Origin of the sequence: Micromonospora sp. WMMC250, assembly GCF_027460215.1 — a bacterium.
Lineage (GTDB): Bacteria > Actinomycetota > Actinomycetes > Mycobacteriales > Micromonosporaceae > Micromonospora > Micromonospora taraxaci.
The window spans coordinates 3,966,078-3,987,947 of sequence record NZ_JAPZBJ010000002.1; the positions used below are offsets into that span (position 1 = coordinate 3,966,078).

At 71.0% G+C, this 21,870-nt stretch carries 21 protein-coding genes, 1 tRNA gene and 1 other RNA gene; 10 read left to right on the forward strand and 13 right to left on the reverse strand.

From position 1 onward, the window contains the following. Nucleotides 1-4: 4 nt before the first annotated feature. The gene (locus O3438_RS17625) at nt 5-502 is read right to left on the reverse strand and encodes a hemerythrin domain-containing protein (RefSeq protein WP_167524992.1); all 498 of its coding nucleotides are present in this window, start codon (nt 500-502) and stop codon (nt 5-7) included. Nucleotides 503-507: 5 nt separating this feature from the next. Beyond that, nucleotides 508-1,488, reverse strand: a complete 981-nt coding sequence (locus O3438_RS17630) for an aldo/keto reductase (protein ID WP_269680999.1) — start codon at nt 1,486-1,488, stop codon at nt 508-510. Between the two features lie 70 nt (nt 1,489-1,558). Between O3438_RS17630 and mgrA the strand changes: the two genes are divergently transcribed. Next, nucleotides 1,559-2,554, forward strand: a complete 996-nt coding sequence (mgrA, locus tag O3438_RS17635) for an L-glyceraldehyde 3-phosphate reductase (RefSeq protein WP_269681000.1) — start codon at nt 1,559-1,561, stop codon at nt 2,552-2,554. Between the two features lie 27 nt (nt 2,555-2,581). Here the strand turns inward: mgrA and O3438_RS17640 are convergent, their stop codons facing one another. Next, nucleotides 2,582-3,511 (reverse strand): lytic polysaccharide monooxygenase auxiliary activity family 9 protein, encoded by a 930-nt coding sequence (locus O3438_RS17640; protein ID WP_269681001.1) that lies wholly within the window; start codon nt 3,509-3,511, stop codon nt 2,582-2,584. Nucleotides 3,512-3,569: 58 nt separating this feature from the next. Beyond that, nucleotides 3,570-3,914 carry an SdpI family protein gene (locus O3438_RS17645; protein ID WP_269681002.1) on the reverse strand — a complete coding sequence of 115 codons (345 nt, stop codon included), beginning with the start codon at nt 3,912-3,914 and terminating at the stop codon, nt 3,570-3,572. A gap of 124 nt (nt 3,915-4,038) precedes the next feature. Between O3438_RS17645 and O3438_RS17650 the strand changes: the two genes are divergently transcribed. Then, nucleotides 4,039-4,161 carry a 50S ribosomal protein L36 gene (locus O3438_RS17650; RefSeq protein ID WP_030331473.1) on the forward strand — a complete coding sequence of 41 codons (123 nt, stop codon included), beginning with the start codon at nt 4,039-4,041 and terminating at the stop codon, nt 4,159-4,161. Between the two features lie 81 nt (nt 4,162-4,242). On the opposite strand, the gene O3438_RS17655 is transcribed toward O3438_RS17650, so the two are convergent. Further along, nucleotides 4,243-5,634: a class I adenylate-forming enzyme family protein gene (locus O3438_RS17655; RefSeq protein WP_269681003.1), complete on the reverse strand. Its 1,392-nt coding sequence runs from the start codon at nt 5,632-5,634 to the stop codon at nt 4,243-4,245. Further along, nucleotides 5,624-7,162: an NAD(P)-binding domain-containing protein gene (locus O3438_RS17660; RefSeq protein WP_269681004.1), complete on the reverse strand. Its 1,539-nt coding sequence runs from the start codon at nt 7,160-7,162 to the stop codon at nt 5,624-5,626. The genes O3438_RS17655 and O3438_RS17660 overlap by 11 nt, the downstream gene beginning before the upstream one ends. Before the next feature lie 63 nt (nt 7,163-7,225). Between O3438_RS17660 and O3438_RS17665 the strand changes: the two genes are divergently transcribed. The 7 genes from O3438_RS17665 (at nt 7,226) to O3438_RS17695 (ending at nt 15,717) form a co-directional block, all read left to right on the forward strand. Further along, on the forward strand, nt 7,226-8,740 hold the full coding sequence (locus O3438_RS17665) for an aromatic amino acid ammonia-lyase (RefSeq protein ID WP_269681005.1): 1,515 nt from the start codon (nt 7,226-7,228) through the stop codon (nt 8,738-8,740). Next, nucleotides 8,730-10,295 (forward strand): NAD(P)-binding domain-containing protein, encoded by a 1,566-nt coding sequence (locus O3438_RS17670; RefSeq protein WP_269681006.1) that lies wholly within the window; start codon nt 8,730-8,732, stop codon nt 10,293-10,295. The genes O3438_RS17665 and O3438_RS17670 overlap by 11 nt, the downstream gene beginning before the upstream one ends. A 1-nt stretch (nt 10,296) precedes the next feature. Next, nucleotides 10,297-11,286, forward strand: a complete 990-nt coding sequence (locus O3438_RS17675) for an alpha-hydroxy acid oxidase (RefSeq protein WP_269681007.1) — start codon at nt 10,297-10,299, stop codon at nt 11,284-11,286. Beyond that, a complete protein-coding gene (locus O3438_RS17680) occupies nt 11,283-12,536 on the forward strand; it encodes a cytochrome P450 (RefSeq protein WP_269681008.1) in 1,254 nt (417 codons plus the stop codon). Before O3438_RS17675 ends, O3438_RS17680 begins: the two co-directional genes overlap by 4 nt. Beyond that, a complete protein-coding gene (locus O3438_RS17685) occupies nt 12,533-13,792 on the forward strand; it encodes a cation:proton antiporter (RefSeq protein ID WP_269681009.1) in 1,260 nt (419 codons plus the stop codon). Before O3438_RS17680 ends, O3438_RS17685 begins: the two co-directional genes overlap by 4 nt. 63 nt (nt 13,793-13,855) lie before the next feature. Then, the gene (locus O3438_RS17690) at nt 13,856-14,512 is read left to right on the forward strand and encodes a response regulator transcription factor (RefSeq protein ID WP_269681010.1); all 657 of its coding nucleotides are present in this window, start codon (nt 13,856-13,858) and stop codon (nt 14,510-14,512) included. Next, nucleotides 14,509-15,717, forward strand: a complete 1,209-nt coding sequence (locus tag O3438_RS17695; protein ID WP_269681011.1) for a sensor histidine kinase — start codon at nt 14,509-14,511, stop codon at nt 15,715-15,717. The genes O3438_RS17690 and O3438_RS17695 overlap by 4 nt, the downstream gene beginning before the upstream one ends. A 60-nt stretch (nt 15,718-15,777) precedes the next feature. On the opposite strand, the gene O3438_RS17700 is transcribed toward O3438_RS17695, so the two are convergent. Together O3438_RS17700 and O3438_RS17705 are read right to left on the reverse strand one after the other, a co-directional pair. Next, nucleotides 15,778-15,850: transfer RNA gene (locus O3438_RS17700), tRNA-Ala, on the reverse strand. An 89-nt stretch (nt 15,851-15,939) separates the two neighbouring features. Then, nucleotides 15,940-16,530: a YqgE/AlgH family protein gene (locus O3438_RS17705; RefSeq protein ID WP_088986211.1), complete on the reverse strand. Its 591-nt coding sequence runs from the start codon at nt 16,528-16,530 to the stop codon at nt 15,940-15,942. Between the two features lie 321 nt (nt 16,531-16,851). On the opposite strand from O3438_RS17705, the gene mdlC reads away from it, so the two are divergent. After that, nucleotides 16,852-18,447, forward strand: coding sequence for a benzoylformate decarboxylase (mdlC, locus tag O3438_RS17710; RefSeq protein WP_269681012.1), 1,596 nt, complete (start codon nt 16,852-16,854; stop codon nt 18,445-18,447). Nucleotides 18,448-18,457: 10 nt separating this feature from the next. Here the strand turns inward: mdlC and O3438_RS17715 are convergent, their stop codons facing one another. From O3438_RS17715 to smpB, 5 genes are all read right to left on the reverse strand, one after another. Next, nucleotides 18,458-19,402: a hypothetical protein gene (locus O3438_RS17715; RefSeq protein WP_269683669.1), complete on the reverse strand. Its 945-nt coding sequence runs from the start codon at nt 19,400-19,402 to the stop codon at nt 18,458-18,460. 46 nt (nt 19,403-19,448) lie between these two features. After that, nucleotides 19,449-19,946 (reverse strand): hypothetical protein, encoded by a 498-nt coding sequence (locus O3438_RS17720; protein ID WP_269681013.1) that lies wholly within the window; start codon nt 19,944-19,946, stop codon nt 19,449-19,451. 150 nt (nt 19,947-20,096) lie between these two features. Next, nucleotides 20,097-20,771 (reverse strand): hypothetical protein, encoded by a 675-nt coding sequence (locus O3438_RS17725; protein WP_269681014.1) that lies wholly within the window; start codon nt 20,769-20,771, stop codon nt 20,097-20,099. A 68-nt stretch (nt 20,772-20,839) separates the two neighbouring features. After that, nucleotides 20,840-21,215, reverse strand: a transfer-messenger RNA (tmRNA) gene (ssrA, locus tag O3438_RS17730). A gap of 104 nt (nt 21,216-21,319) precedes the next feature. Next, the gene (gene smpB / locus O3438_RS17735; RefSeq protein ID WP_145786434.1) at nt 21,320-21,799 is read right to left on the reverse strand and encodes an SsrA-binding protein SmpB; all 480 of its coding nucleotides are present in this window, start codon (nt 21,797-21,799) and stop codon (nt 21,320-21,322) included. Nucleotides 21,800-21,870: the final 71 nt, after the last annotated feature.

The window sequence follows — 21,870 nt, forward strand, 5'->3', positions numbered from 1 at the left end:
GATCTCAGCGGTGGTCGGCGACGTACTGCTGCGGGTCCTTGTCGCGGAACGGCAGGTTGCGGCCGTTTTTGTGCTCGCCGTAGAAGGTGAGCCAGCGTTGCCCCAGCTCGGCGCGGAGTTCGAAGCTGGCGTGCCGGCGGAAGTCGGGCAGCGCCTCGTCCTCTTCCTCGGCGAGGTGCTCGCTGTTCTCTCGGCGGGCCGTGCCGACCGCCGCCCACCATTCGTCCGAGCCGACGGGGTGCAGCTTCGCCTCGGCGATGGCGTCCCGGATCTTGTTGTGGTCGCCGATCGCGTCGGCGGTCTCGTCCTCGCCGTCGTCGCCGTGCTTGACCAGGTGCGGGTAGAGGATCGCCTCCTCCGCCTCGGCGTGGATGTCCAGGTGCAGGGCGAGGGCGTCCCAGACGGCGAGCATCTCCTGCTCGTCGCGGGCGTCGTCGAGGCGGGCGAAGCCACGCCGGAAGGCGGCGTGGTCGTCCAGGATCAGTGCGGTGATGTCGTCCACTGTGCTCACTTTCGCGTTGGGCTGGCGATCCGGGCACGCACCATCGCCGGCATCGCGGCGAGGCCGGTGACGGGGCGGAAGCGTTTCGCGGCCTCGACCAGTGCGGCGTACTCGTCGTCGGCGAGGTCGATGTCCGCGGCGGCGGCGTTGCGTTCCATCTGCTCCACCCCGGACGCACCGGGAATGGCCAGCACGTTCGGATGGCGCAGGAGGTAGGCCAGCGCGATTTGACTGGGGGTGGCGTCGTGCGCGTCGGCCACCTGGCGCACTGTGTCGATCAGGACCGCGCCGCGTTCCAGGTTTTCCGGCAGGAAGTACGGGTTGGCCCGCCGGACCGCGCCGTTCGGCGGGTTCTTCGCGTCGTATCGGCCGGAGAGGAAGCCCTGCGCCAGCGGGCTGTACGCGACGACCACCCGGCCGGCCTGCCGCGCGTACGGCAGCAGGTCCTGCTCGGGCGCGCGGTCCAGCATGCTGTAGCGGACCTGGTTGCTGAGCACCCGGCGGCCGAGCGCCGCCTCGGCGACCTGCCATCGGCGCAGCCCGTAGTTGCTCACGCCGACCTCGCCGACCAGCCCGACGTCCTGGAGGACGCGCATGCCACGCATGGTGGTGTGGTCGGCGACGAGCGGGTTGGGCGAGTGCACCTGGTAGAGGTCGATGCTGGTGACGCCGAGCCGGGCCGCCGACGCGACAGCCCGTTGCTGCACCACGGCGGCCACCGGCAGCACGGGCAGGATCTTGGACGCGATCACCACCTTCGGCCGGTCGTCGCCGAGGGCCGCGCCGAGGATGCGCTCGCTGCGCCCGAAGCCGTAGATCTCCGCGCTGTCGAAGACCGTCACGCCCAGTTCCACGGCCCGCCGGACGATCTGCGCCGCCTGCTGCTCGAACTCCCGGCCGTAGCCCCATTCGCGCGAACCGAACTGCCAGGTGCCCAGCCCGATCTTGGACAGCGGTTTGGGAGTGTCGAGCGCAATGAAACGCATGGCGTCGAAACTACCCCGATGTCCTGGTTCGCACGCGCTATCCCCGCCAGCACCTGCCGGAGCTAGGCTCATGATCGTGACCTACCTCGCCGCGGATGACCGCTACGACTCCATGACCTACCGGCGCAGCGGGCGTAGTGGCCTGCGTCTGCCCGCCGTGTCCCTCGGCCTCTGGCACAACTTCGGCCCGGACCGCCCGTTCGAACGGCAGCGCGACATCGTCCGACGCGCCTTCGACCTGGGTGTGACCCACTTCGACCTGGCCAACAACTATGGCCCACCGCCCGGCTCCGCCGAGGAGAACTTCGGTCGGATGCTCGCCACCGACCTGAAGTCGTACCGGGACGAGCTGGTCATCTCCAGCAAGGCCGGATACCTCATGTGGCCCGGCCCGTACGGCGAGTGGGGTTCGCGCAAGAACCTGATCTCGTCGTTGGACCAGTCGCTGGGCCGCATGGGGTTGGACTACGTCGACATCTTCTACTCGCACCGGTTCGACCCGGACACCCCGCTGGAGGAGACGATGGGCGCGCTCGACGCCGTCGTCCGCTCCGGCAAGGCGCTCTACGTCGGCATCTCGAACTACAACTCCGAGCAGACCACGCGGGCCGCCGCGATCCTGCGTGACCTGGGTACGCCGCTGCTGATCAACCAGCCGTCGTACTCCATGCTCAACCGTTGGACCGAGTCCGACGGCCTACTCGACACGCTGGAGCAGGTCGGCGCGGGGTGCATCGCGTACAGCCCGCTGGCCCAGGGTCTGCTGACCGACCGCTACCTGGGTGGCATCCCGGCCGACTCGCGGGTGCGCACCAGCGTCTTCCTCAACGAGAGCGACCTGAGCGACGAGAAGATGGCCACCATCCGTGGGCTCGGCGCGGTCGCCGAGCGGCGCGGCCAGTCGCTCGCGCAGCTCGCGTTGGCCTGGGCGCTGCGTGACCCGCGGATGACCAGCCTGATCATCGGGGCGAGCAGCGTCGAGCAGTTGGAGACGAACATCGCCGCGCTCGACAACCTCGACTTCACCGCCGACGAGTTGGCCGAGATCGAGCAGCACCTGGGCTGAGCACCGCCAGGTTCCGGGCGGCTCGGATCACCAGATCCGACGCCGCCCGGCCCGGTGATTACGGACCTCGCAACGGCTCCCCGCGGGCGCGGCGGCACCGCGACGTCGCCGGCTCGCACCGAACAGCAGCAGCAGGACCAGCACGACCGCGGCGCCGGCCAGCACCGGCCATCGGCTGCCGAGATCGGTCACCGACGCCACCGGCACGCCCGGGTCGGCCGCCACTGCCGCCACCGCCGAGCCGCTGGCCGCCGGTTCACTCGCGGCGGTACGCGGCGCGCTCGTCGTGGCGGCGACCTTGGCCGGGGTGACCTTCGACGGGGTGGCGGTGGCCTTGGCGCCACGGAACACCACGTCGGAGCAGGAGTAGTAGGTGTCCGGGGTGCTGGAGTTCTGCCAAATCGTGTAGATCAGGTGCCGGCCCGTACGACCCGCCGGCAGTCGGCCCGCCAACTGGTACGCCCCGGCCCGCACCGGCGGGTCGGTCAGCGTCAGAAACGGGCGAACCTCCAGGTCCGACCAGGTCAGCGGGGCCTTGGGGTCGTATTCCGGTGTGGTGACGTAGAGCCGGAAGGTGCCCCGGTGCTCGATGGTGGTCCGGTACCGGAAGGTGAACGTCGCGCCGCTGGTCACCTCGGTGCTGGGCCAGTCGGTGCGGGGCAGGTCAAGCCCTCGGTACGCGGACAGCCCACCGCTGCACAACTCACCGTCCGGGATCCGTTCCCGGTCCCGGCCGTTGATGGCGGCGACGCGCACGTTGTCCCATTCGCGCACCGCCGCGCCCGCCTTCACGGCCGCCCGGCAGGCGCTGGTGGCCGCGTACCGGCCTTCGGGTCCGCAGGCCGCCGCCCGGCTGACCGGGTCGGTGGGGGCGCCGTGGGCGACGGCGGGCGTGGCTGTCAGGGGCACGGTCGCGGCGACGACGAGCATCAGGGCGAAGAGCCGGCGTACGGACATGAGGACGACCTCCGCCCACTGGTACGGCCGGCACGGGGCAAAGGTTCGACGGCTCCGGTCACCGTTTCCCGTCGACGGACGCTGCGGCGCGATCGGCGAGGTAGGCCAGATAGAGCAGGTAGGGCACGACGAGCAGGGCGAGCACCAGCACTGCCGCGATCACCGGCGGATCACCGAAGGCGGCCCCGAGCAGCAGCGGCAGCGGCGAGACGACCGCCAGCAGGATGCCGGTGCGGCGCAGGGGGCGGGCGACCCGTTGGTGCGCCGCTTGCCAGTGCTCCGCGGAGCGCATCGTCGCCGGCGTCCGTACACCGGGGCTGCGGTCTCTGTTCACCGTCGGTCGCAGCGCGGCCCGGGCGGTGAACGCCACGAGCCAACCGAGGAACGCGTAGACCACAGTCACAAAGGCCCCGGGCCACACTCTGGCACCTCCCCACGCATCGTCAGCCATCAGCGTAGAGGGCGGGAATCCCCGGGGTGGGCGTGGCGTTTCGATACTCGGAACCGCTTGCACCGAGGAGGCAGAGATGAAGGTACGTAGCTCGTTGCGTGCGCTGAAGCAGAAGCCGGGTTCGGTGGTGGTCCGCCGTCGCGGCCGGACGGTCGTGGTGAACCGCGCCAACCCGCAGTGGAAGAGCCGCCAGGGCTGACCCCGGCCCGCACCGGACATACAGTCGACAACCGCCCTGACCGGGTCTTCCGGTCAGGGCGGTTCGCATGTCGACCGGACGTCACGGCTCGCCACGGAGCTGCGCGAGTCGCCTCTTGTCCGGTTTGCCGCTCGGCGCGAGCGGAACCCGGTCGACGACGGTGACGGTCCGGGGCACCGCGAGGTCGTTCACCTGTGCCGCCACGAGCTTGCGCAACACGTCCGGATCGGGCGTCCTCCCGGCCACCGGCACCACGAAGGCGTGTACGGCCTCGCCGGTCATCTCGTCCGGGCACCCGACGACGTACGCCTCGCCGACCGCGGCGTCGGCGGCGAGCGCCCGCTCCACCGGTCCGGCATGGACCAGCTGCGCGTTGACGATGATCACGTCCCGGGCGCGCCCGAGCAGCCGCAGGTATCCGTCCGCGTCGAGCTCGCCCAGGTCACGGGTACGCACCCAACCGTCCACGAACACCTCGGCCGACTCGTCCGGGTCCTGCCAGTACGAGGACGCCTGCGTGGGTGTGCGGACGTAGATCTCGCCCTGGCGGATGGAGACGTCCACTGCCGGACGGCCGACAGTGGCGAGCGTGGCCGGGTTGGTCAGCATCTCGGCGGGGGTCACCATGGCGATCATCGACGTTTCGGTCTGCCCGTAGCCGTGGAAGATCACCGGGCCCAGCACGTCGAGGGCCTCCGCGAGTCGGCCCGGCGCGAGCGGCGACCCGGAGACCATCAGCGCCCCCAGGTGACGCAGGTCCACCCTGTTGGCGCGCTGGTCCCGGATCAGCTGGTGCAGCTTGCCGACGGTGATCACGCTCGCCGTGGCCCGGTGTTCGACCAGGGCGTCCGGGAAGACCGGCCGGGGTGCCACGACGAGGGTGCCGCCCGCCGCGAGGGCGAGGACGCCGTACTCCAGCATCACCTGACTGGCCAGCGAGCCGAAGACCAGGTAGCGCCGCATCCGGGTGGCCAGTTCGACGATGGCCGGGGGCCACCGCTCCGGGTACGGAACCCAGGCCCCCGACATGGCCGCATAGGTCTGGACCACGCCCTTCGGCGTTCCCGTGCTGCCACTGGTCCAGGTGATCCGCGCGGGATCGTCGGCCCGTCCCGCCGCGACGAGTGGCCGCCCGTCGTCGGGGTGCTCGGCGAGCGAGGCCAGCTGGGCCGCGTCGACGATGAGGGATCCGGACAGTTGTGCCGGGCTCAGGTCGGCACGCCACCCGGACACCCGCGCCCCGACGGCGAAGGCGGCCATGGTGGCGGCGAAGGCGGCGGCGGTGACCGGCAGATCGAGCGTGACACCAACTCCGGGCCCCGCACCGGCCGAGCGCAGCCCGGCCGTGATGCGCCGGATCAGACCCGCCATCTCCGAGGCGGTCGTGACGACCGGCCCGTCCTCGAAGACCGGCCGGTCCCCGCCGGTTGCCAGGAGGTCGAGGATGGGCTGCGGCCAGACGTCAGCGGGCATCGGCGAGGACGCCCTTGACGAAGACCTCGAGGGGCTGCCGGTGCACTGTCGGCAGGTCCCAGGTGTTCTCCAGGTTCTCCGCCAGGTGGTGCTCGGCGACGACCTGCCCGTCGCGCAGCACCCGCACCACTGGGTGGAGATAGCTGGCGTCGTGCGCGGCGTTCGCGTCGTTCTCGGCCGGGCGCGGCACCGTGATGTCGAACGGGTCGACCTGGTCGTGGTCGGGGCCGTACTCAAGGGTGACCAGGAACGCGAACACGTCCGGCAGCGCTTCCCGCAGGTAGGCGACCGGCATCTCCTCGCGGTAGCCGGCGGCGTCGCCCTCGACAGTGATGACGTCGCCGAGCACCGCGAACTGCTGCCACAGCGCCGAGGTCACGTTGATCCGGGCGATTATCGAGTCGGCGATCGCCTCCGGCGTCAGGGCGATCTGCCGGGACGGCCAGGGCTGCCCGTGGTGCCGCTCGCGCAGGATGTGGTGCAGGGCGCGGGTGGCGTAGCGGAAGCCGTGGATGAAGCCGTTGGTGGATTTCTTGAAGTCACGCTGCTGGCTGAGGGTGCCGGCGAAGTAGAGACCGCTGACGTTCACCGACTCGAAGGCCGGCGTCTGCGCCGGGAATCGATCGTTGATGACCAGCTCCGGCCGCGCGGACTCGGCGAAGATGGACGCGTCGAAGCGGAATCCGGTGCACAGGATGATCCGGTCGTACTCGAGCTCGCGCAGATTCTCGACCGTCCGGGCGTACCGGAAGAGCACCCGGAACCCACCGCCCTCCCGCCGGCTGATCTGCTCCACAGTGCCGTCCAGGACGGCGTTCTGCGACTTCAGCTGATAGGTGTCCAGGAAGTTGTTGTTCACGGCGCGCAGGTGCCCGACGTAATGGGACTGCCAGGCCAGCTTGATGGAGTGCGGCCCGGCGACGTGAATCGTCGCGGCGGTCTCGACGAGCGCGTCCGCGGTCTCGAAGGCCGAGTTGCCCTTACCGATGATCAGCACGCGTTGATTGACGAAGTCGGCGGGGTCGACGCTCACCGTGTCGTAACGCTCGGCCAGGTCCGCGCCCTCGATCGGCGGCACGTGGAGCTGGGAGACGCCGGTGGCGACGACGAGTCTCCGTGCCGTCCACTCGTCGTCGCCGGCCCGCACCGTGAACACGTCACCGGTCTTCGACACGGAGGTCACCGGGGTGTCGTAACGGACGCGCAGGCCCTGCGCGAAGTCGGCGAGATAACGCACCAGATCGTCCGCGGCCGGAAAGTAGCGCGTGCTGTAGTTCTTGAAGAGCAACACCGGATCGTCGGTCAGCAACGAGTTCCAGTCCGACCGTAAATTGAACTCCGGGTCCTCCGATCCGGTCCAAACCTTGTTGATCGAAATCAGCTGGCGATGCCGGGGATAGGTCTCGAAGAATGTGCCCGGCCGCGGGCCGCGCTCCAGCACCAGGTAGTCGTGACCGTCGCGCTCGAGCAGGGCCGCGAGCTGTAGACCTGCCGGCCCGGCTCCGATGATCAGGCAATCGTGCGTCATACGGCGCAATTTACTGAGGCGATTTCAGAACGCTCTGAGAAGCTGTCTCTAGCATCCGCTTCCATGACGATTGAGGTGGATCTGGCAGCACCGCTGCGCCCCGCCGACCTGCGCGCCGCAGCGGGCCCGGTCACTGTCGTGATCGGCGAAGAGGTGCGCGACCGGGTGGCGACCGGCCGCACATTCCTCGGGAAGGCACTCGGCGACGACCGGGCGATCTACGGTGCCACCACCGGGTTCGGTGCGCTCGTCGGGTACGCGGGCCGAGCCGACCAGCGCGACCAGGCCGACAACACCCTCGCCCACCTCGGGGCGGGGCAGGGCCCGGATCTCGCACCGGATGTCGTGCGCGCGACGCTGCTGGTCCGCGCCTGGTCCCTGGCCCGGGGCGCGTCGGGGGTCTCGCCGCACGTGATCGACGCGCTCGCGGCCATGCTCGGCACGACGTTCACACCGGCCATGCCGCGGTTCGGCTCGGTCGGGGCCAGCGGCGACCTGATCCCGCTCGGTGCCGCCGCTCAGGCGCTGCGCGGTCGCGGGTACGCCTACGTGGACGGTGTACGGATGCCCGCCGGCGAGGCCCTGGCGAAGGCCGGCCTGGAGCCGCTGCCGCTCGACGGCAGGGACGCGCTGGCGCTGGTGAACGGCACCTCGCTCACCACTGCGGCGCTGGCCCTCGCCCTGGGCCGGGTCCGCACCTCGCACCGCGTGGTGCAGACGCTGAGCTGCCTGCTCGCCGACCTGCTCGGCTGCGATCCGCAGTTCCTCGATCCCGCCCTCCTCGCGGCGTACGGCCACCGGGGTGCCCTCGAGGTGGGGGCCGCGATGCGAACGACAGCCGCCGGGCTGGAGAGGTCCGGCACCAGACCGTTGCAGGAGCCCTACAGCATCCGCTGCGCGCCACAGTTACTCGGAGCGGCCGAGGATGCCCTGCGCTACGTCGACGGTGTCGTGACGGCGGACCTCGGCGGGGTGAGCGACAACCCGCTGTTCTTCCCGGCCGACGACAAGGTCGTGCACGGCGGCAACTTCTTCGGCCAACCCGCTGCGTTCGCCGCCGACGTCCTGTCCATGGTGATCGCCCAGGTCGGCAACCTCGCGGAACGCCAGCTCGACCTACTCGTGGACCCGGGGCGCAACGGCGGACTGCCGCCGATGCTCGCGGCGGGGCCGGGGCAACAGCACGGGCTGCAGGGCGTCCAGCTCGCGTCGACGGCGCTCATCACCGAGATCAGGCGGGACACCGCGCCCGCGAGCCTGCAGAGCCTCCCCACCAACCTGCACAACCAGGACGTCATCCCGCTCGGCACGCAAGCCGCTCTCCGCGCCCTGGACCAGGCGGAGCTGCTGCGCCTGATCACCGGTTCGCTCGGGCTCGGGCTGCGCCAGGCGGTGCACGTGGGGGCGCGCCGGCCCACGGCGGTGGGCTGTGACCGGATCCTTCGAGCCTTGGAGGAGATACCCGCGGTCGACCCGGACCGACCGCTCGACGGAGACGTACGAAGGGCGGTCGCGATTCTGGAAGAGCTTGAAATCTCTCTGATTTCCGGCTCGTACGGTGAGCGCCGTGACGCTTGATTACCTGATCATCGGGGCCGGTCCGGCCGGTCTTCAGCTCGCCGCCCTGCTCGAGGCCGACGGCACGCGTGACTATGTGGTGTTGGAGGGGGCTGACGGGCCGGGGGCGTTCTTCGCCACCTATCCGCGGCACCGCCAACTCATCTCGATCAACAAGCCGCACACGGGCACCGACGACCCCGAGCTGAATCTGCGGCTCGACTGGAACTCACTGCTCACCGACGATCCGGCGCTGCTGTTCACGCAGTACACCGAGCGGTACTTCCCCGACGCCGAGGTGATGGTGCGCTACCTCGCGGACTTCGCGGCGAAGACGGGGGTCAATGTCAGTTACGGCACCCGGGTGACCCGCGTGTCCAAACACGACGACGTGTTCACGGTCGAGGCCGGCGACCGGCGCTGGGAGGCCCGCGCGGTGATCGTCGCCACCGGCGTCTCGAAGACCTACTCGCCGGACATCCCGGGATTCGAGCTGGCCGAGGGGTACGACGTGATGAGCGTCGAGCCACGTGACTATCTCGACCAGAAGGTGCTGATCATCGGCAAGGGCAACTCCGCCTTCGAGACCGCCGAGAACCTCATGGAAACCACGACGCTGATCCACGTGGCGGGGCCCAGCTCCGTCCGGATGGCGTGGCGCACCCATTACGTCGGACACCTGCGCGCGGTCAACAACAACTTCCTCGACACCTATCAGCTCAAGTCGGCAAACGCGATCCTCGACGGCACGATCAAGAGCATCGAGCGCGACGGTACGGGCTACAAGGTCGCGTTCAGCTTCTCCAGGGCCAACGAGGTCGTGAAGGAACTGCACTACGACCGGGTGTTGGCGTGCACGGGATTCCGTTTCGACGACTCGATCTTCGACGCCTCGGCGCGGCCACAGCTCACCATCTCCGACCGCTTCCCGGCACAGACCGAGGAGTGGGAGTCGGTGAACGTGCCCGGCCTGTTCTTCGCCGGGACGATCTCGCAGGTGCGCGACTTCAAGAAGTCCACCAGCGGTTTCGTGCACGGCTTCCGCTACGCGGTGCGCGCGCTGCACAGGGTCCTCTCCCGCCGGTACGACGCCACGGACTGGCCGTCCACCAGGCTCGCCGCCGATCCGGCGGCCATGGCCGCGGCGGTCATCGAGCGGGTCAACCGCACCTCCGCGCTGTGGCAGCAGTTCGGGTTCCTCGCCGACGTGCTCACCGTCGCCGGAGGAGAGGCCCGCTATCACGAGGAGGTGCCGGTGGACTACTTCGTGTCGACCGGCCTGCGCACCGCCGAGCACGACTACGACCGGGCATTCGTGATCACCCTGGAGTACGGCCCCGACCACGACCAGGTAGACCCGTTCGACATCACCGTGTCCCGCGTGGCCCAGGACGTCGTGGGGCAGGCGCACGATGCGGCGTACCTGCACCCGGTCGTCCGTTTCCACAGCGCGGGCCGGGTGATCAGTACGCACCACCTCGCCGAGAACCTGGAGAACCGGTGGGACCGGCCCGAGGTCCACGTGCGGCCGCTACAGGAGTTCCTGGGGCGCTGCCTCTCTGGCGTCGAGGGCTGAGATGGACCCGGTCCACCAGGACTTCTTCGAGGGCGGCGCCGGGCGGGAACGCACCATGGCCGCCAACGAGCAGGCCTTCGAGCGGCGGTGGATCGTGCCACGGGTGCTGCGGGCGACCGGTGAGCGGGACCTGCGGACCACGGTGGCCGGCACGTCGCTCGCGGCCCCGGTCCTGGTCGCACCGACGGCCTTCCATCGACTCGCGCACCCCGACGGCGAGACGGCCACCGCCCGGGGGGCCGCGGCGGCCGGCACCGCGCTGGTGGTGAGCATGGCCGCCACCCAGCCGGTCGAGGAGATCGCGGCGGCGGGCGGGACGCTGTGGTTCCAGCTGTACCCGCAACCCGACCTCGACTTCACCGAGTACGTGGTCAAGCGCGCCGAGTCGGCGGGCTGCCGGGCGCTCGTGGTGACAGTCGACTCCCCGGTGTTCGGACGGCGCGAGCGTGACCTGCGCAACGGCTTCACGGACCTGCCGCCCGGCTACGCCTGCGAGAACATGCGCGACGCGACGGGCCGGGTGCGCCCGATCGCGATGGACGCGACGGCGGGGTGGGACCGGATCGCCTGGCTGCGCGGCGTCACGGGGCTGCCGATCCTGCTCAAGGGCATCCTGCATCCCGCGGATGCCCGCCTCGCGGTGGAGCACGGTGCCGCCGGTGTGGTCGTGTCCAATCACGGCGGACGTCAGCTCGACGGGGCGATTCCCACGCTCGACGCGCTGCCCACGGTCGTGGCGGCAGTGGATGGGCAGATCCCGGTACTGCTCGACGGGGGTGTGCGCCGCGGCACCGACGTGGTGATCGCGCTTGCTCTCGGGGCGCGGGCGGTGCTGGTGGGGCGTCCGGTGGTGCGAGGGCTCGCGGCGGGCGGGGCGGTGGGCGTACGGGAAGCGCTCGAACGACTCACCACCGAGCTGGATCAGGCCCTCGCCCTGACCGGAGCGCGGCGGCCGGCCGATCTGACGCCCGACCAGGTGGTGACCCGGTGAGGACGGTGGTCGCCCTCCGCGAGTGGATCTTCGAGCGGGTGAACGGTACCGAGGGCATTCCCGTCCCCGGGCCGCTGGTGGGGCCGGAGGACTTCGAGCGGGTGTACAGCGATCCGGCCGCCGACGGACGCAGCCGCGGGGCCGGGCTGTCGGACCTGTTCTGGTACTGGCTCGCCCCCGGTCCGCAGATGCACCAGGAGCACCTGGAGCCCGGTGAGTCCTACCGAACGGTCGCGCGGACGACACGTCAGGTGCTGGCCGTCCCGCACGCGCGCTCCGACGAACTGGCGACTGCCGCGACCCGGCGGATCCTCGACACGCTCCCCACCCGCCGGACCAGTCATGTGCGGCTACGGGACCTGATGATGCCGATCTGGGCCGAGGTCTCGTACGAGCTGGTGTTCGGCGGATCCTGCCCGCGCGACGTGCGGGAGCTCATCGTCGCGAACGCGGACGACGTGGTCACCGCGCTGAAGGGGATGAGTCTGCGGCACATGTCCCGACGGGACCGCCTGACGCGCTACCTGCTGGACCGGATCGACGCGGGGACCTGCCCGGTCGTGCTGCCGCCGCCCTTCACCGCCCTGGAGACCGCCTGGTACCTCCAGGGCGCGTTCTTCAACACGGCCGTGGTGCAGATGTCGGAGGCCATGACGCACATCCTGCTGTGCGCCCGGTCCGTCGAGGACACGTCGGACGGCTCTCTCGACCGGGTCATCGACGAGACGCTCCGGGTGTACCCGCTGTTCGGTATCGCGCACCGGATCACCTCCGGGCCCATCTCCGTGGGCGATCACGTCCTCCCCACCGGATCGGTGCTGCTCTTCAACTACCTGGCCTACCAGCGCACCGGTCCCGCAGCCGACGACGAGTTCGACCCGGACCGCTGGCTGTCGCTGCGTCGGCAGGACGCGCACTTCATCCCGTACGGCGTCACCGCCAACCGGGCCTGCCCGGCGCGTGGCACAGCCCCCGTCCAACTGCGGGCGGCGACACGGGAGGTGCTGCGGCGGTTCTCGGTCAGCTCGTCCGCGGCGCACACCCGCTCGCTGCCGAGTCGCGGTCCCGCGTACCTGACGCCGCGGGGTCTCGCCGGTCCCGGCCGCGAGCGGCTCGCCCTCATGCGGCAGCGCGACCGGGTCTTCGACGTGGGGCGGTCGGTCAAGCAGCTCGTCTGCGGCACCTGGATGGTCGTCGACGCCCGGCGACAGAAGTTGTGCACCCGATTCTTCGAGGAGGCAGGCGCGTGACCCCCACCGAACTCGCCCCGCGGTTCTTCATCGCGGTCGCGGTCATTCTGCTCTTCTGCAAGCTGGTCTCCTGGCTTCTCGGCAGGGTGGGTCAGCCCCCCGTGGTGAGCGAGATGCTCGCCGGGGTGCTGCTCGGCCCGTCGCTGCTGGGCCTGCTGTGGCCGGGCGCGCAGGCCGCGCTGTTCCCCGCGCCGCTGCTGCCGATCCTGTACGTGGTGGGCCAGGTCGGTCTGGTGCTGTTCATGTTCCAGGCCGGGTACGCCTTCACCTCGCACCGGGTGACCAGACTCGCGGGCACCGCGGGGGCGGTGTCGCTGGCGGGAGTCACCGTCCCGCTGCTGCTGGGGGTCCTGCTGGTCCTGGGCATGGCGGGGTTCGTCCCGATCCACGCGGAGGGCGTGTCGCTCGGTGTGTCAGCGGCGTTCGTCGGTGTGGCGCTGGCCATCACGGCCTTCCCCATGCTCGCCCGCATCATCACCGAGCGTGGCCTCGCGGGCACCCGCTTCGGGCTGCTCGCCCTGGCCAGCGGCGCGATCGACGACGCGGTCGCGTGGATCATGCTGGCCGTGGTGCTGGCGTTCGCCTCGGGCGCCGCCGGTCCGGCCTTCGTCACCGCGGGTGGCGCGGTGCTGTTCGCGCTGGCGTTGTGGCTCGGTGGGCGGCGGGTGACCGGTTATGTCATGGGGCTTCCGGGCGACCGGGCGCGGCTGCTCGGCACCGTGGCGCTGCTCTTCCTGGTCGCCTGGTACACCGACGAGATCGGGCTCTACGCGGTCTTCGGCGCCTTCGCGGTCGGTGTGGTGATGCCGCACTCCGCCCAGACCGACAAGGTGGTGGACACGCTGACGCCGATCGCCGCGACGGTGTTCCTGCCGCTGTTCTTCACCTTCTCCGGGCTGCGCACCGAGTTCGCGTTGCTGGGCAACCCGGCCGTGCTCCTCTTCGCCATCGCGTGCGTGGCAGTGGCGATCGTCGGCAAGTTCGGCGCCTGCTGGGGTGCGGCCCGCCTGATGGGCGAGCCGAACCCCGTCGCGCTGCGCGTCGGCGCCCTCATGAACGCCCGCGGCCTGATGCAGCTGATCGCGTTGAACGTGGGGTTGGAGGCCGGCGTCGTGAACTCGTCGCTCTTCACCGTGCTGGTGCTGGTCGCGCTCGTCACGACCCTCATGACGACACCGCTGATCAGTTGGATCGAGCGGCGCGAGGCACGCGCTCCCGCTTCTACGCCGCCGCTCGTTCCCGCCGGAACCCCGTAGATTTATTGTTTGAGGAGACAAGTTTCACAACACATAGAGTGTTATCTATGTCACCATCCTTGTATGACTCGACTCCTGCTCGTCGAGGACGACTCGGAGCTACGCGGGATGGTGGCTGAGGCCCTGGCCGACGAGGGATACGTCGTCGACCAGGCCCCCGACGGCCAGCGCGGCCTCCACCTGGGGCTCACCCGGCCGTACGACGTGATGGTGATCGACCGGCTGCTCCCCGCCCTCGACGGGCTGGACCTGGTCGTCCGGCTGCGCTCCCGGGCGGTGGTCGCCCGGGCGCTGCTGCTGACCGCGCTCGGTACCGTCCAGGACCGGATCGCCGGCCTCGACGCGGGCGCCGACGACTACCTGACGAAACCCTTCGACCTGGACGAGCTGAGCGCCCGTATCCGGGCACTCTGCCGCCGGACCTCCGAGTCGACCGAGGTGCTGCGGCTCGGGGCCGGCCAGCTCGACCTCTCCGTGCGCGACGTCGTCCTGCCCGACGGCACCCGGATCGCCCTGTCCGCACGCGAGTTCGAGCTGCTGCGCGTACTCGCGGCCCGACCCCACACCGTCCACTCCCGAACTGAGCTACGCAGCCGGGTCTTCGACGAGGCGGCCGCGGCGTCCCTGGTCGACACGTACGTCTACTACCTGCGGCGCAAGCTCGGTCGCTCGGTGATCCGGACCGTGCACGGCCTCGGCTACCGGCTGGGGACGCTGTGAGCTTCGAGGACACCATGCTGCGCCGGGCCCGGGTGCGGGTCAGCATGCTCGTCGGGCTCACCGTCACGGCTTTGCTCGCCCTGGGTGCCGCCATCTCCTACGTCGCACTGCTGCACAGTCAGCACGGACAGATCGAACGAGAGCTCAGCTACGGGGCGGTCCACGGCACCATCGACGGCCCGCCGGGCTGCAACTGGATCATCCTGTACGACGGCGGCACCATCGACTCGGGCCGCAACCCGCCACCCCCCGGTTTCCCACTGCGGTCCGCCATCGACGCGGTGGCCCTCGACCGCCAGGCTCGCAGCGACCGGGTCGACCGCAACGGCACCACCTACTACGTCCGCACCCAGCCGCGCGGCACTGGCGTGGTGCAAGCGGTGTTCGACGCCCGCTTCCAGCTCTCCGACCGACGTCACCTGCTCGCCGCCTTCCTCCTCGCCGCGATGGTCGGCCTCGCGGCGGCGGTACTCACGGGCGTCGTCGTGGGCCGCCGAGCGGTGGCACCGCTCGCCGAGGCGCTCAGCCGGCAACGCCGCTTCGTCGCCGACGCCAGCCACGAGTTGCGCACCCCCATCGCTCACGTCCACACCCGCGCCCAGATCCTGGCCCGCCGCGCCGGCACCGACCGCGCCGACTACGACCGGCTGATCGAGACCACCCGACGCCTCGGCGAGATCGTCGACGAACTGCTGCTCTCCGCCCGCCTCGCCGCCACCCCGGCCGAACAGCAACCCTCCGAGCCCGTCAACCTGGCCCGCCTCGCTGCCGAGGCCGTCGACTGCGAGGCCGACCGCGCCGCCGAGCAGGGCGTCCAGGTACACCTGACCGTCCCGGACACCCCGGTCCTGGTCCCCGGCGTCGCCTCGGCCCTGCGCCGCGTGGTCGGCGAACTGCTCGCCAACGCCCTCACCCACACCCCGTCCGGCGGCCGCATCGACGTCACCCTGCGCACCTCCCGCCGCGACGCGGACCTGGTGGTCACGGACAGCGGAGCCGGCTTCGACCCCGCCGACGCGACACGCCTCTTCGACCGCTTCCACCGCGGCGCCGGGGCCAAAGACCGGCGCTTCGGTCTGGGCCTGGCCCTCCTGCGCGAGGTGGTGACCAGCCACGGCGGGACGATCTCCACCGACAGCCGACCGGGCGCCGGGGCGACCTTCACCGTCCGCCTACCGACGATCCCGCCTCGGGTCGCCGCTTAGGAAAACAGACAGCGGCCTGGTCGGTGATCCGACCAGGCCGCTGACCTGCAAAAACAAGGGTGGAGCCGAGGGGACTCGAACCCCTGACCCCCACACTGCCAGTGTGGTGCGCTACCAGCTGCGCCACGGCCCCTTGCTGTCGTCCCGGTCGCCCGGGCACTGGGAAACTATACACAGACCGGCCGGCATGGTCATCTCGCGGGGTACCCCCGCCGTGCCGGGTCAGTTGAGCGCCACGTCCGGGGGGAAGTGGGCGACGGCAGCCATCATTCCGCCCTGCCGGCGTAGCACCATCGGCCACAGGTCGTCGGGTCGGTCGACGAAGGCGTCGCCCGGGAGCGCGTCCAGCACGAACCAGGACCCGTCGGCGATCTCCTGCTCCAACTGGCCCCCACCCCAGCCCGAGTAGCCGGCGAAGACCCGGATGCCGCCGATGCCCTCCCGCAGCCGCTCCGGATCGACCGAGAGGTCGATCGTGCCAACCGCTCCGGAGACCTGGTGGAAGCCCTTGAGCCGACGCATCGGGTGTCGCATGCGGGCGAGACAGATGGCCGAGTCGGGCTGCACCGGGCCACCCTCGAACAGCACCGCCGGATGGCGTGCCAGGTCACTCCAGTCACCGAGCACGTCGGCCACCGGCACCTCAGTGGCGCGGTTCAGCACCACGCCGAGCGCACCGCCCGGCTCGTGGGCGACCAGCAGCACCACCGTACGGTCGAAGTTCGGGTCCTTGAGCGCCGGAGTCGCGACCAGCAGTCGCCCGGTCATCGACTCCATCGCTCGTCCGCCGATCGCCTGGCCCTCTCCCTGCATCCCACACACCCATCAACCGTGAGCCCGCGCCGGGGATCGGTCATCTGCCGGATCCGACCGGTGCGCCGGGATCGGCCGCGCTGTCAACGCCATGCCTGGCACCATAGCCTGCGTCCCCGGTGCTGGCTAAGGTCTGACCGGCAGGTGATCGGACAGTTGAGACGGAGATTCGACAGCTCCGACGACGAACTTCCTGGTGATCGATGCTCTTGGCCACCGTCGGTGCAGAAACGCCCGAAAGGTCCGTCACATCCCGATAGATTCGGCTGATCGGGAGGGTGACAGTGGTCGTCTGTGCCCGCGACACGGAGGCGGGTGGCGATGGCAACGGTCCGGGATGCGACATACGACGTGCTTCGCACCCTCGGCATGACCACGGTCTTCGGCAACCCCGGCTCCACCGAGGAGCCGTTCCTCCGCGACTTCCCCGCCGACTTCCACTACGTCCACGCGCTGCACGAGGCGACCGCTGTGGCAATGGCCGACGGGTACGCCCAGGCCAGCGGCATCCCGGCACACGTCAACCTGCACACCGGCCCGGGCACCGGCAACGGCATGGGCAACCTGGTCACCGCCTGGCACAACAAGACCCCCCTGATCGTCAGCGCCGGCCAGCAGACCCGGGAGATGCTTCTGCTCGAACCCCGGCTGGCCAACCGGCGACCCACCGAGCTTCCCCAGCCGTACGTCAAGTGGGCCTACGAGCCGGCCCGGGCGCAGGACATCCCCGCTGCGTTCCTGCGGGCGTACGCGACGGCGGTGCAACCACCCGCCGGGCCGGTCTACCTCTCGCTACCGATGGACGACTGGGCCCAGCCGGCCGACCCACCGCCCGCGCCGCGTTCGGTGGCCACCCGGTTCGCACCGGACCCGGATCGGTTGGACGACTTCGCCCGGGTCCTCGCCGACAGCCAGAACCCGGTGCTGGTGTTCGGGCCCGGCGTGGACCGCTCCGGAAGCTGGTCGACAGCCGTCGCGCTGGCCGAGCGGTTGGCCGCACCGGTCTGGTCGGCTCCCGCCACCGAGCGGGCCGTGTTCCCCGAGGACCACAGCCACTTTCGTGGCGTGCTGCCGTACGCGATCGGCCCGCTGGCCGAGGCCCTACGTGGGCACGACACCGTGCTGGTCGTCGGCGCTCCGGTGTTCCGCTACTACCCGTACGTACCGGGCGGGCACCTGCCCGACGGGGCGCGGCTGCTACACGTCACTGACGACCCGGACGAGGCCGCGCGCGCCCCGGTCGGGGACAGCCTCCTCGGCGATCCGGGGTTGACCCTGGCCGCGTTGACCGAACGGGTGCCCCTGGCCGACCGGCCACCGCCCGCGCCCCGGGAAGCGCCGGCAGCGCCCGAGATCACCGTCCCGCTGAGCGCCGACGCCCTGTTCGCCGCGCTGGCGGCGCACTGGCCGGCGGACGGCGTACTGGTCCAGGAGTCACCCTCCAACCTGTCCGCGCTGCGCCGCCAACTGAAGGTCAACCGCCCGGCGTCGTACTTCACGATGGCCAGCGGAGGCCTCGGCTACGGCCTGCCGGCCGCGATCGGCGTGGCCCTCGCCGAACGGGACGCCGGGCGTCAGCGACCGGTGGTCGCGGTGATCGGCGACGGCTCGTTCCACTACTCGGTGCAGGCGCTGTGGACCGCCGCGCGCCTCGCGCTGCCGGTGGTGGTCGTCGTCCCGGTCAACCAGCAGTACGCGATCCTCAAGGCGTTCGCCGAGCTGAAGGACACTCCCGGGGTGCCCGGCCTGGATCTGCCGGGGTTGGACATCGTGGCGATCGCGGCCGGCTACGGCTGCGCGACGGAGGTGGTGGAGACCCCCGAGCAGCTCGGCGTCGCGCTCACCACCGGACTGCGCGCCGACCGACCCACAGTGCTGCCCGTACCGATCAGCACCGACGTGCCCAGCATCCTCTGAGCCCGGCCGCTCAGCGCGGCGCCATCGACAGTGGAGCGCCGGTGGACACGTCGAGCACCGGCCGGGCGCCCAGCGGCGTCGCGAGGGTGACAGTGACCGGCTCCACCTTCAACACGTCGATGCACTCGCCGGCGGCCCGGGTGACGCGGCCACCGACCACCACGACGTCCGGCCGTTCCCACACCAGCGGGGTGATCCCGGTGTCGCAGGCACCGACGCCGAGCCGCACTGTCACGCGGGCGCCGTCGACCGCCGCGAGATTCTGGGCGGCCACCAGCCCGGCCGGCAGCGGCCCGGTCGGCGCGGTGGGCTCGGGCACCCGACCCACCGCAGTGGGCGCGACGGCGAGCTGGGCCACCGGGGTGGCCAGCTCCTCGACGTCGAACAGCCAGGCCGGGACCTGCGCCTCACCCCGGCTCGTGCGGACCGGCACGGCGCCGAGGGTGACCCCGGTGACGGTGAGCGACAGGCAGGCGGTCTGCGTCGAGCTGGTGGTCCAACCGTCCGGGCCGGGCTCGACGGTGGGGCCGCCGGGGGTCGGCAGGCCGGGCCGCTTCGGTCGCCCCGGGCACGGCAACGGGTCACCCTGGTCGAGCTGGCGGTACGCCTCGGCGGCGCTGACCAACGGCAGCGTCAGCCGACCGTCCGGGAACCGGATCTCGCCGCCGACCCTGGTGGGGTACATCGGAACCTGCGTCCGGTACCAGCCAGCCCGGAACGCCGCCTCGGTGTCGGGGGTGAAGCGCGGGTCACCGGTGAGCACCGTCGGCCCCTCCAGCGGCACGTACCCCGTGCGCCACGCCGTTCCGGGCTGCCACGCCTCGGCGACCTGGGCCGCCCTCTGGTCGAAGGCCTCCGCGGGTCGCGTCGGGTCGCCCGCCGGGTCGGCACCGGTCGCGGCACAGCCCGCCACCAGAAGCAACGGGAGTACGAGCAGCAGGGCCGGTCGACGCATGAACGGTTCGACGCGGCCACCGACGACCCGGTTCCCCGGCAGGGGTTCAGGTTTCGCCACCCAGATCCGTCTGGTAGGCCTCCCAGAGCAGGTCGGAGCCGCGTCGCCGATGCCGGGCCAGCTTCCGCAGCAGGTGCCCGGCTCGATGCCGTAGCTCGTCCGGCGACACCTCGGCCTGCTCGGCGATCCGCTGCACCGCGAGGAGCGCGGCCACGATCGCCGCGTGCTCCCGGGTCAGCAACCGCACCCCGTGCTCCAGCCGCGGCGACTGGGTGAGCAGCTCCCGGTAGAGGCCCGCGGGCCCCTCGGTGACCCGGACGTGCTCGGCGAAGCCCTGCCGCACCGGACGCAACCGCAGCAGGACCTCCTCCCGCCAACGCGGCTCGGTGGTGGCGACGGCGACGGCCCGGCCGAACGCGTGGACGTCTCCGGCGAGCCCGGCCGGGCGCGGCTCACCGGGTAGTCCGATGGGATGGGGATCGACGGGATGCGCGGCACGCGGACGGGCGACGAGTGACGGCTGCTGGACCGGACCGGTGACCATGGCACCTCCCGCGCGAAAGCTGCTATCCCATATCGCGATGGTGAGGCTGACCGGAGGGCTCTGTCCAGGGTCGCCCGGTGGCTCATCTGCCCCGTTCACCACAGCAGCCCCACCCGTACCAGGGGTCACTGGTCACGAGGCGGAGGCGGCCTAGCGAGGGTGCGTCGCCAGGCGGTTCAGGTGGTCGGCGACGGCGTGCGCGGCGTCGTCGCGCCCGTCGGCCGGTCGGCCGGTCGTGATCGCGTCCGCCAACGCGCGCAGCTCGGACGGGGGCAGGCTGTCCAGACCCATACCGCGCAGCGGGATGACGACGCGCGGCGCGCCCGACCGGTCGACGGCGACGACGGCGGCGGAGCGCAGCCGCTGCCCGACCATCGGGGCATCGTCCCCGCGATGCGACACCCCGTCGGCGTCGATCCGGGCGGTGGCGAGGTCGACGGAACGGGTACGGAACGCGCTCCGGACCCGTACCCGGCTGCCGTCCAGCCACGCGGCGGTGCGGAGCACCCGCAGCACGAGGTAGACGCCGAGCAGGACGAACGGCAGGCCGCACAGCCCGAGCACCGGGACCTGACCGGACTGGTCCGCGCCGCCGGCGGAGTCCCTCAGCGCGGGCGGCAGCATTCCCGGCGGCAGGTCGCGGGCCTCCTCGTAGGAGGCGAACGCGTCCCCCGGGCCGGTCAGCCGACGCAGCAGTCCGCCGGCGAGCAGGGGCAGCGCCACGAACGCCACGCCGAGGGTCGCGACGAAGACGCCGGACAGCACCGCCACGGTGCGCTGGGCGGGTGACGCGCCTACCGACAGGCGCAGCTCCTGGTGGGTCACAGCAGGCAGCGTAAGACCTCGACACGACGAAGCGCCCCGGCTGGTGGGCCGGGGCGCTTCGCTCGAGGTGGTGGAGGTGCCGGGAATCGAACCCGGGTCCTTCGCCGGTTTGTCAGGGCTTCTCCGAGCGCAGCTCGCTGTGCCTCTACTCGGCCCCACCGCTCACGCGAGCAAGTTGGTGTGACGGGCCCAGTCGCTGATTGATCTCGCCGCACGGACCCCGCGACCGGGTCCGATTGGCCAGCCTTCTAGCTGATGCCGGCTACTGGGACGAAGGCGTTCCCAGGCCGACAGACTTAGCTACTCGCCTCAGGCGGCGAGAGCGAAGTCAGCGCGAGTGTTATCGGCGCTTATAAGTTTCCGACGATCGATTCTCGAGACGACGTCGGCTTCCTCGGCTCGCTTCCCCTGTCGCTGCGTACGAAGTCGAAACCAGTCACCCCCTCGACAGGCCACCGATGTGGCGGCACTGACAAGACTAACGCCTGCCGCAACAGCTTTCATCCCGAGCCCTGGGCCGGCGCGCCGACCCGGACAAACAGGATGAATCAGTCGTCCATGCCCTTGCCCCGGCGACCGGACACCCGGGCGATCTCCCGGTCCGCGTCCCGCTTGGCGAGGTCCTGACGCTTGTCGTACGCCTTCTTGCCCTTGGCCAGGGCGATCTCGACCTTGGCCCAGCCGTCGGAGAAGTAGACCTGCAACGGGACGATCGTCAGACCACCCTCGCGGGTCTTGCCGACGAGCTTGTCGATCTCACCCCGGTTGAGCAGCAGCTTGCGCGTACGCCGGGGCTCGTGGTTGGTCCAGGTGCCCTGGGTGTACTCCGGGATGTGCATGGCGTGCAGGTACAACTCGCCGTCGCGCTCCTGCGCGAAGGCGTCGACGAGCGACGCGCGACCAGCCCGCAGCGATTTGACCTCGGTGCCGGTCAGCGCCATGCCCGCCTCGTAGGTGTCCAGGATGGCGTAGTCGTGGCGCGCCTTCTTGTTGGAGGCGACCACCTTGCGCCCCTTTTCCCGTGGCATCGGTGCCACCCCCTCTCCGGCGTCCGTGGCCGGGCTCACCCCGGCCGGACAACCGATCATGCTACCCGAAG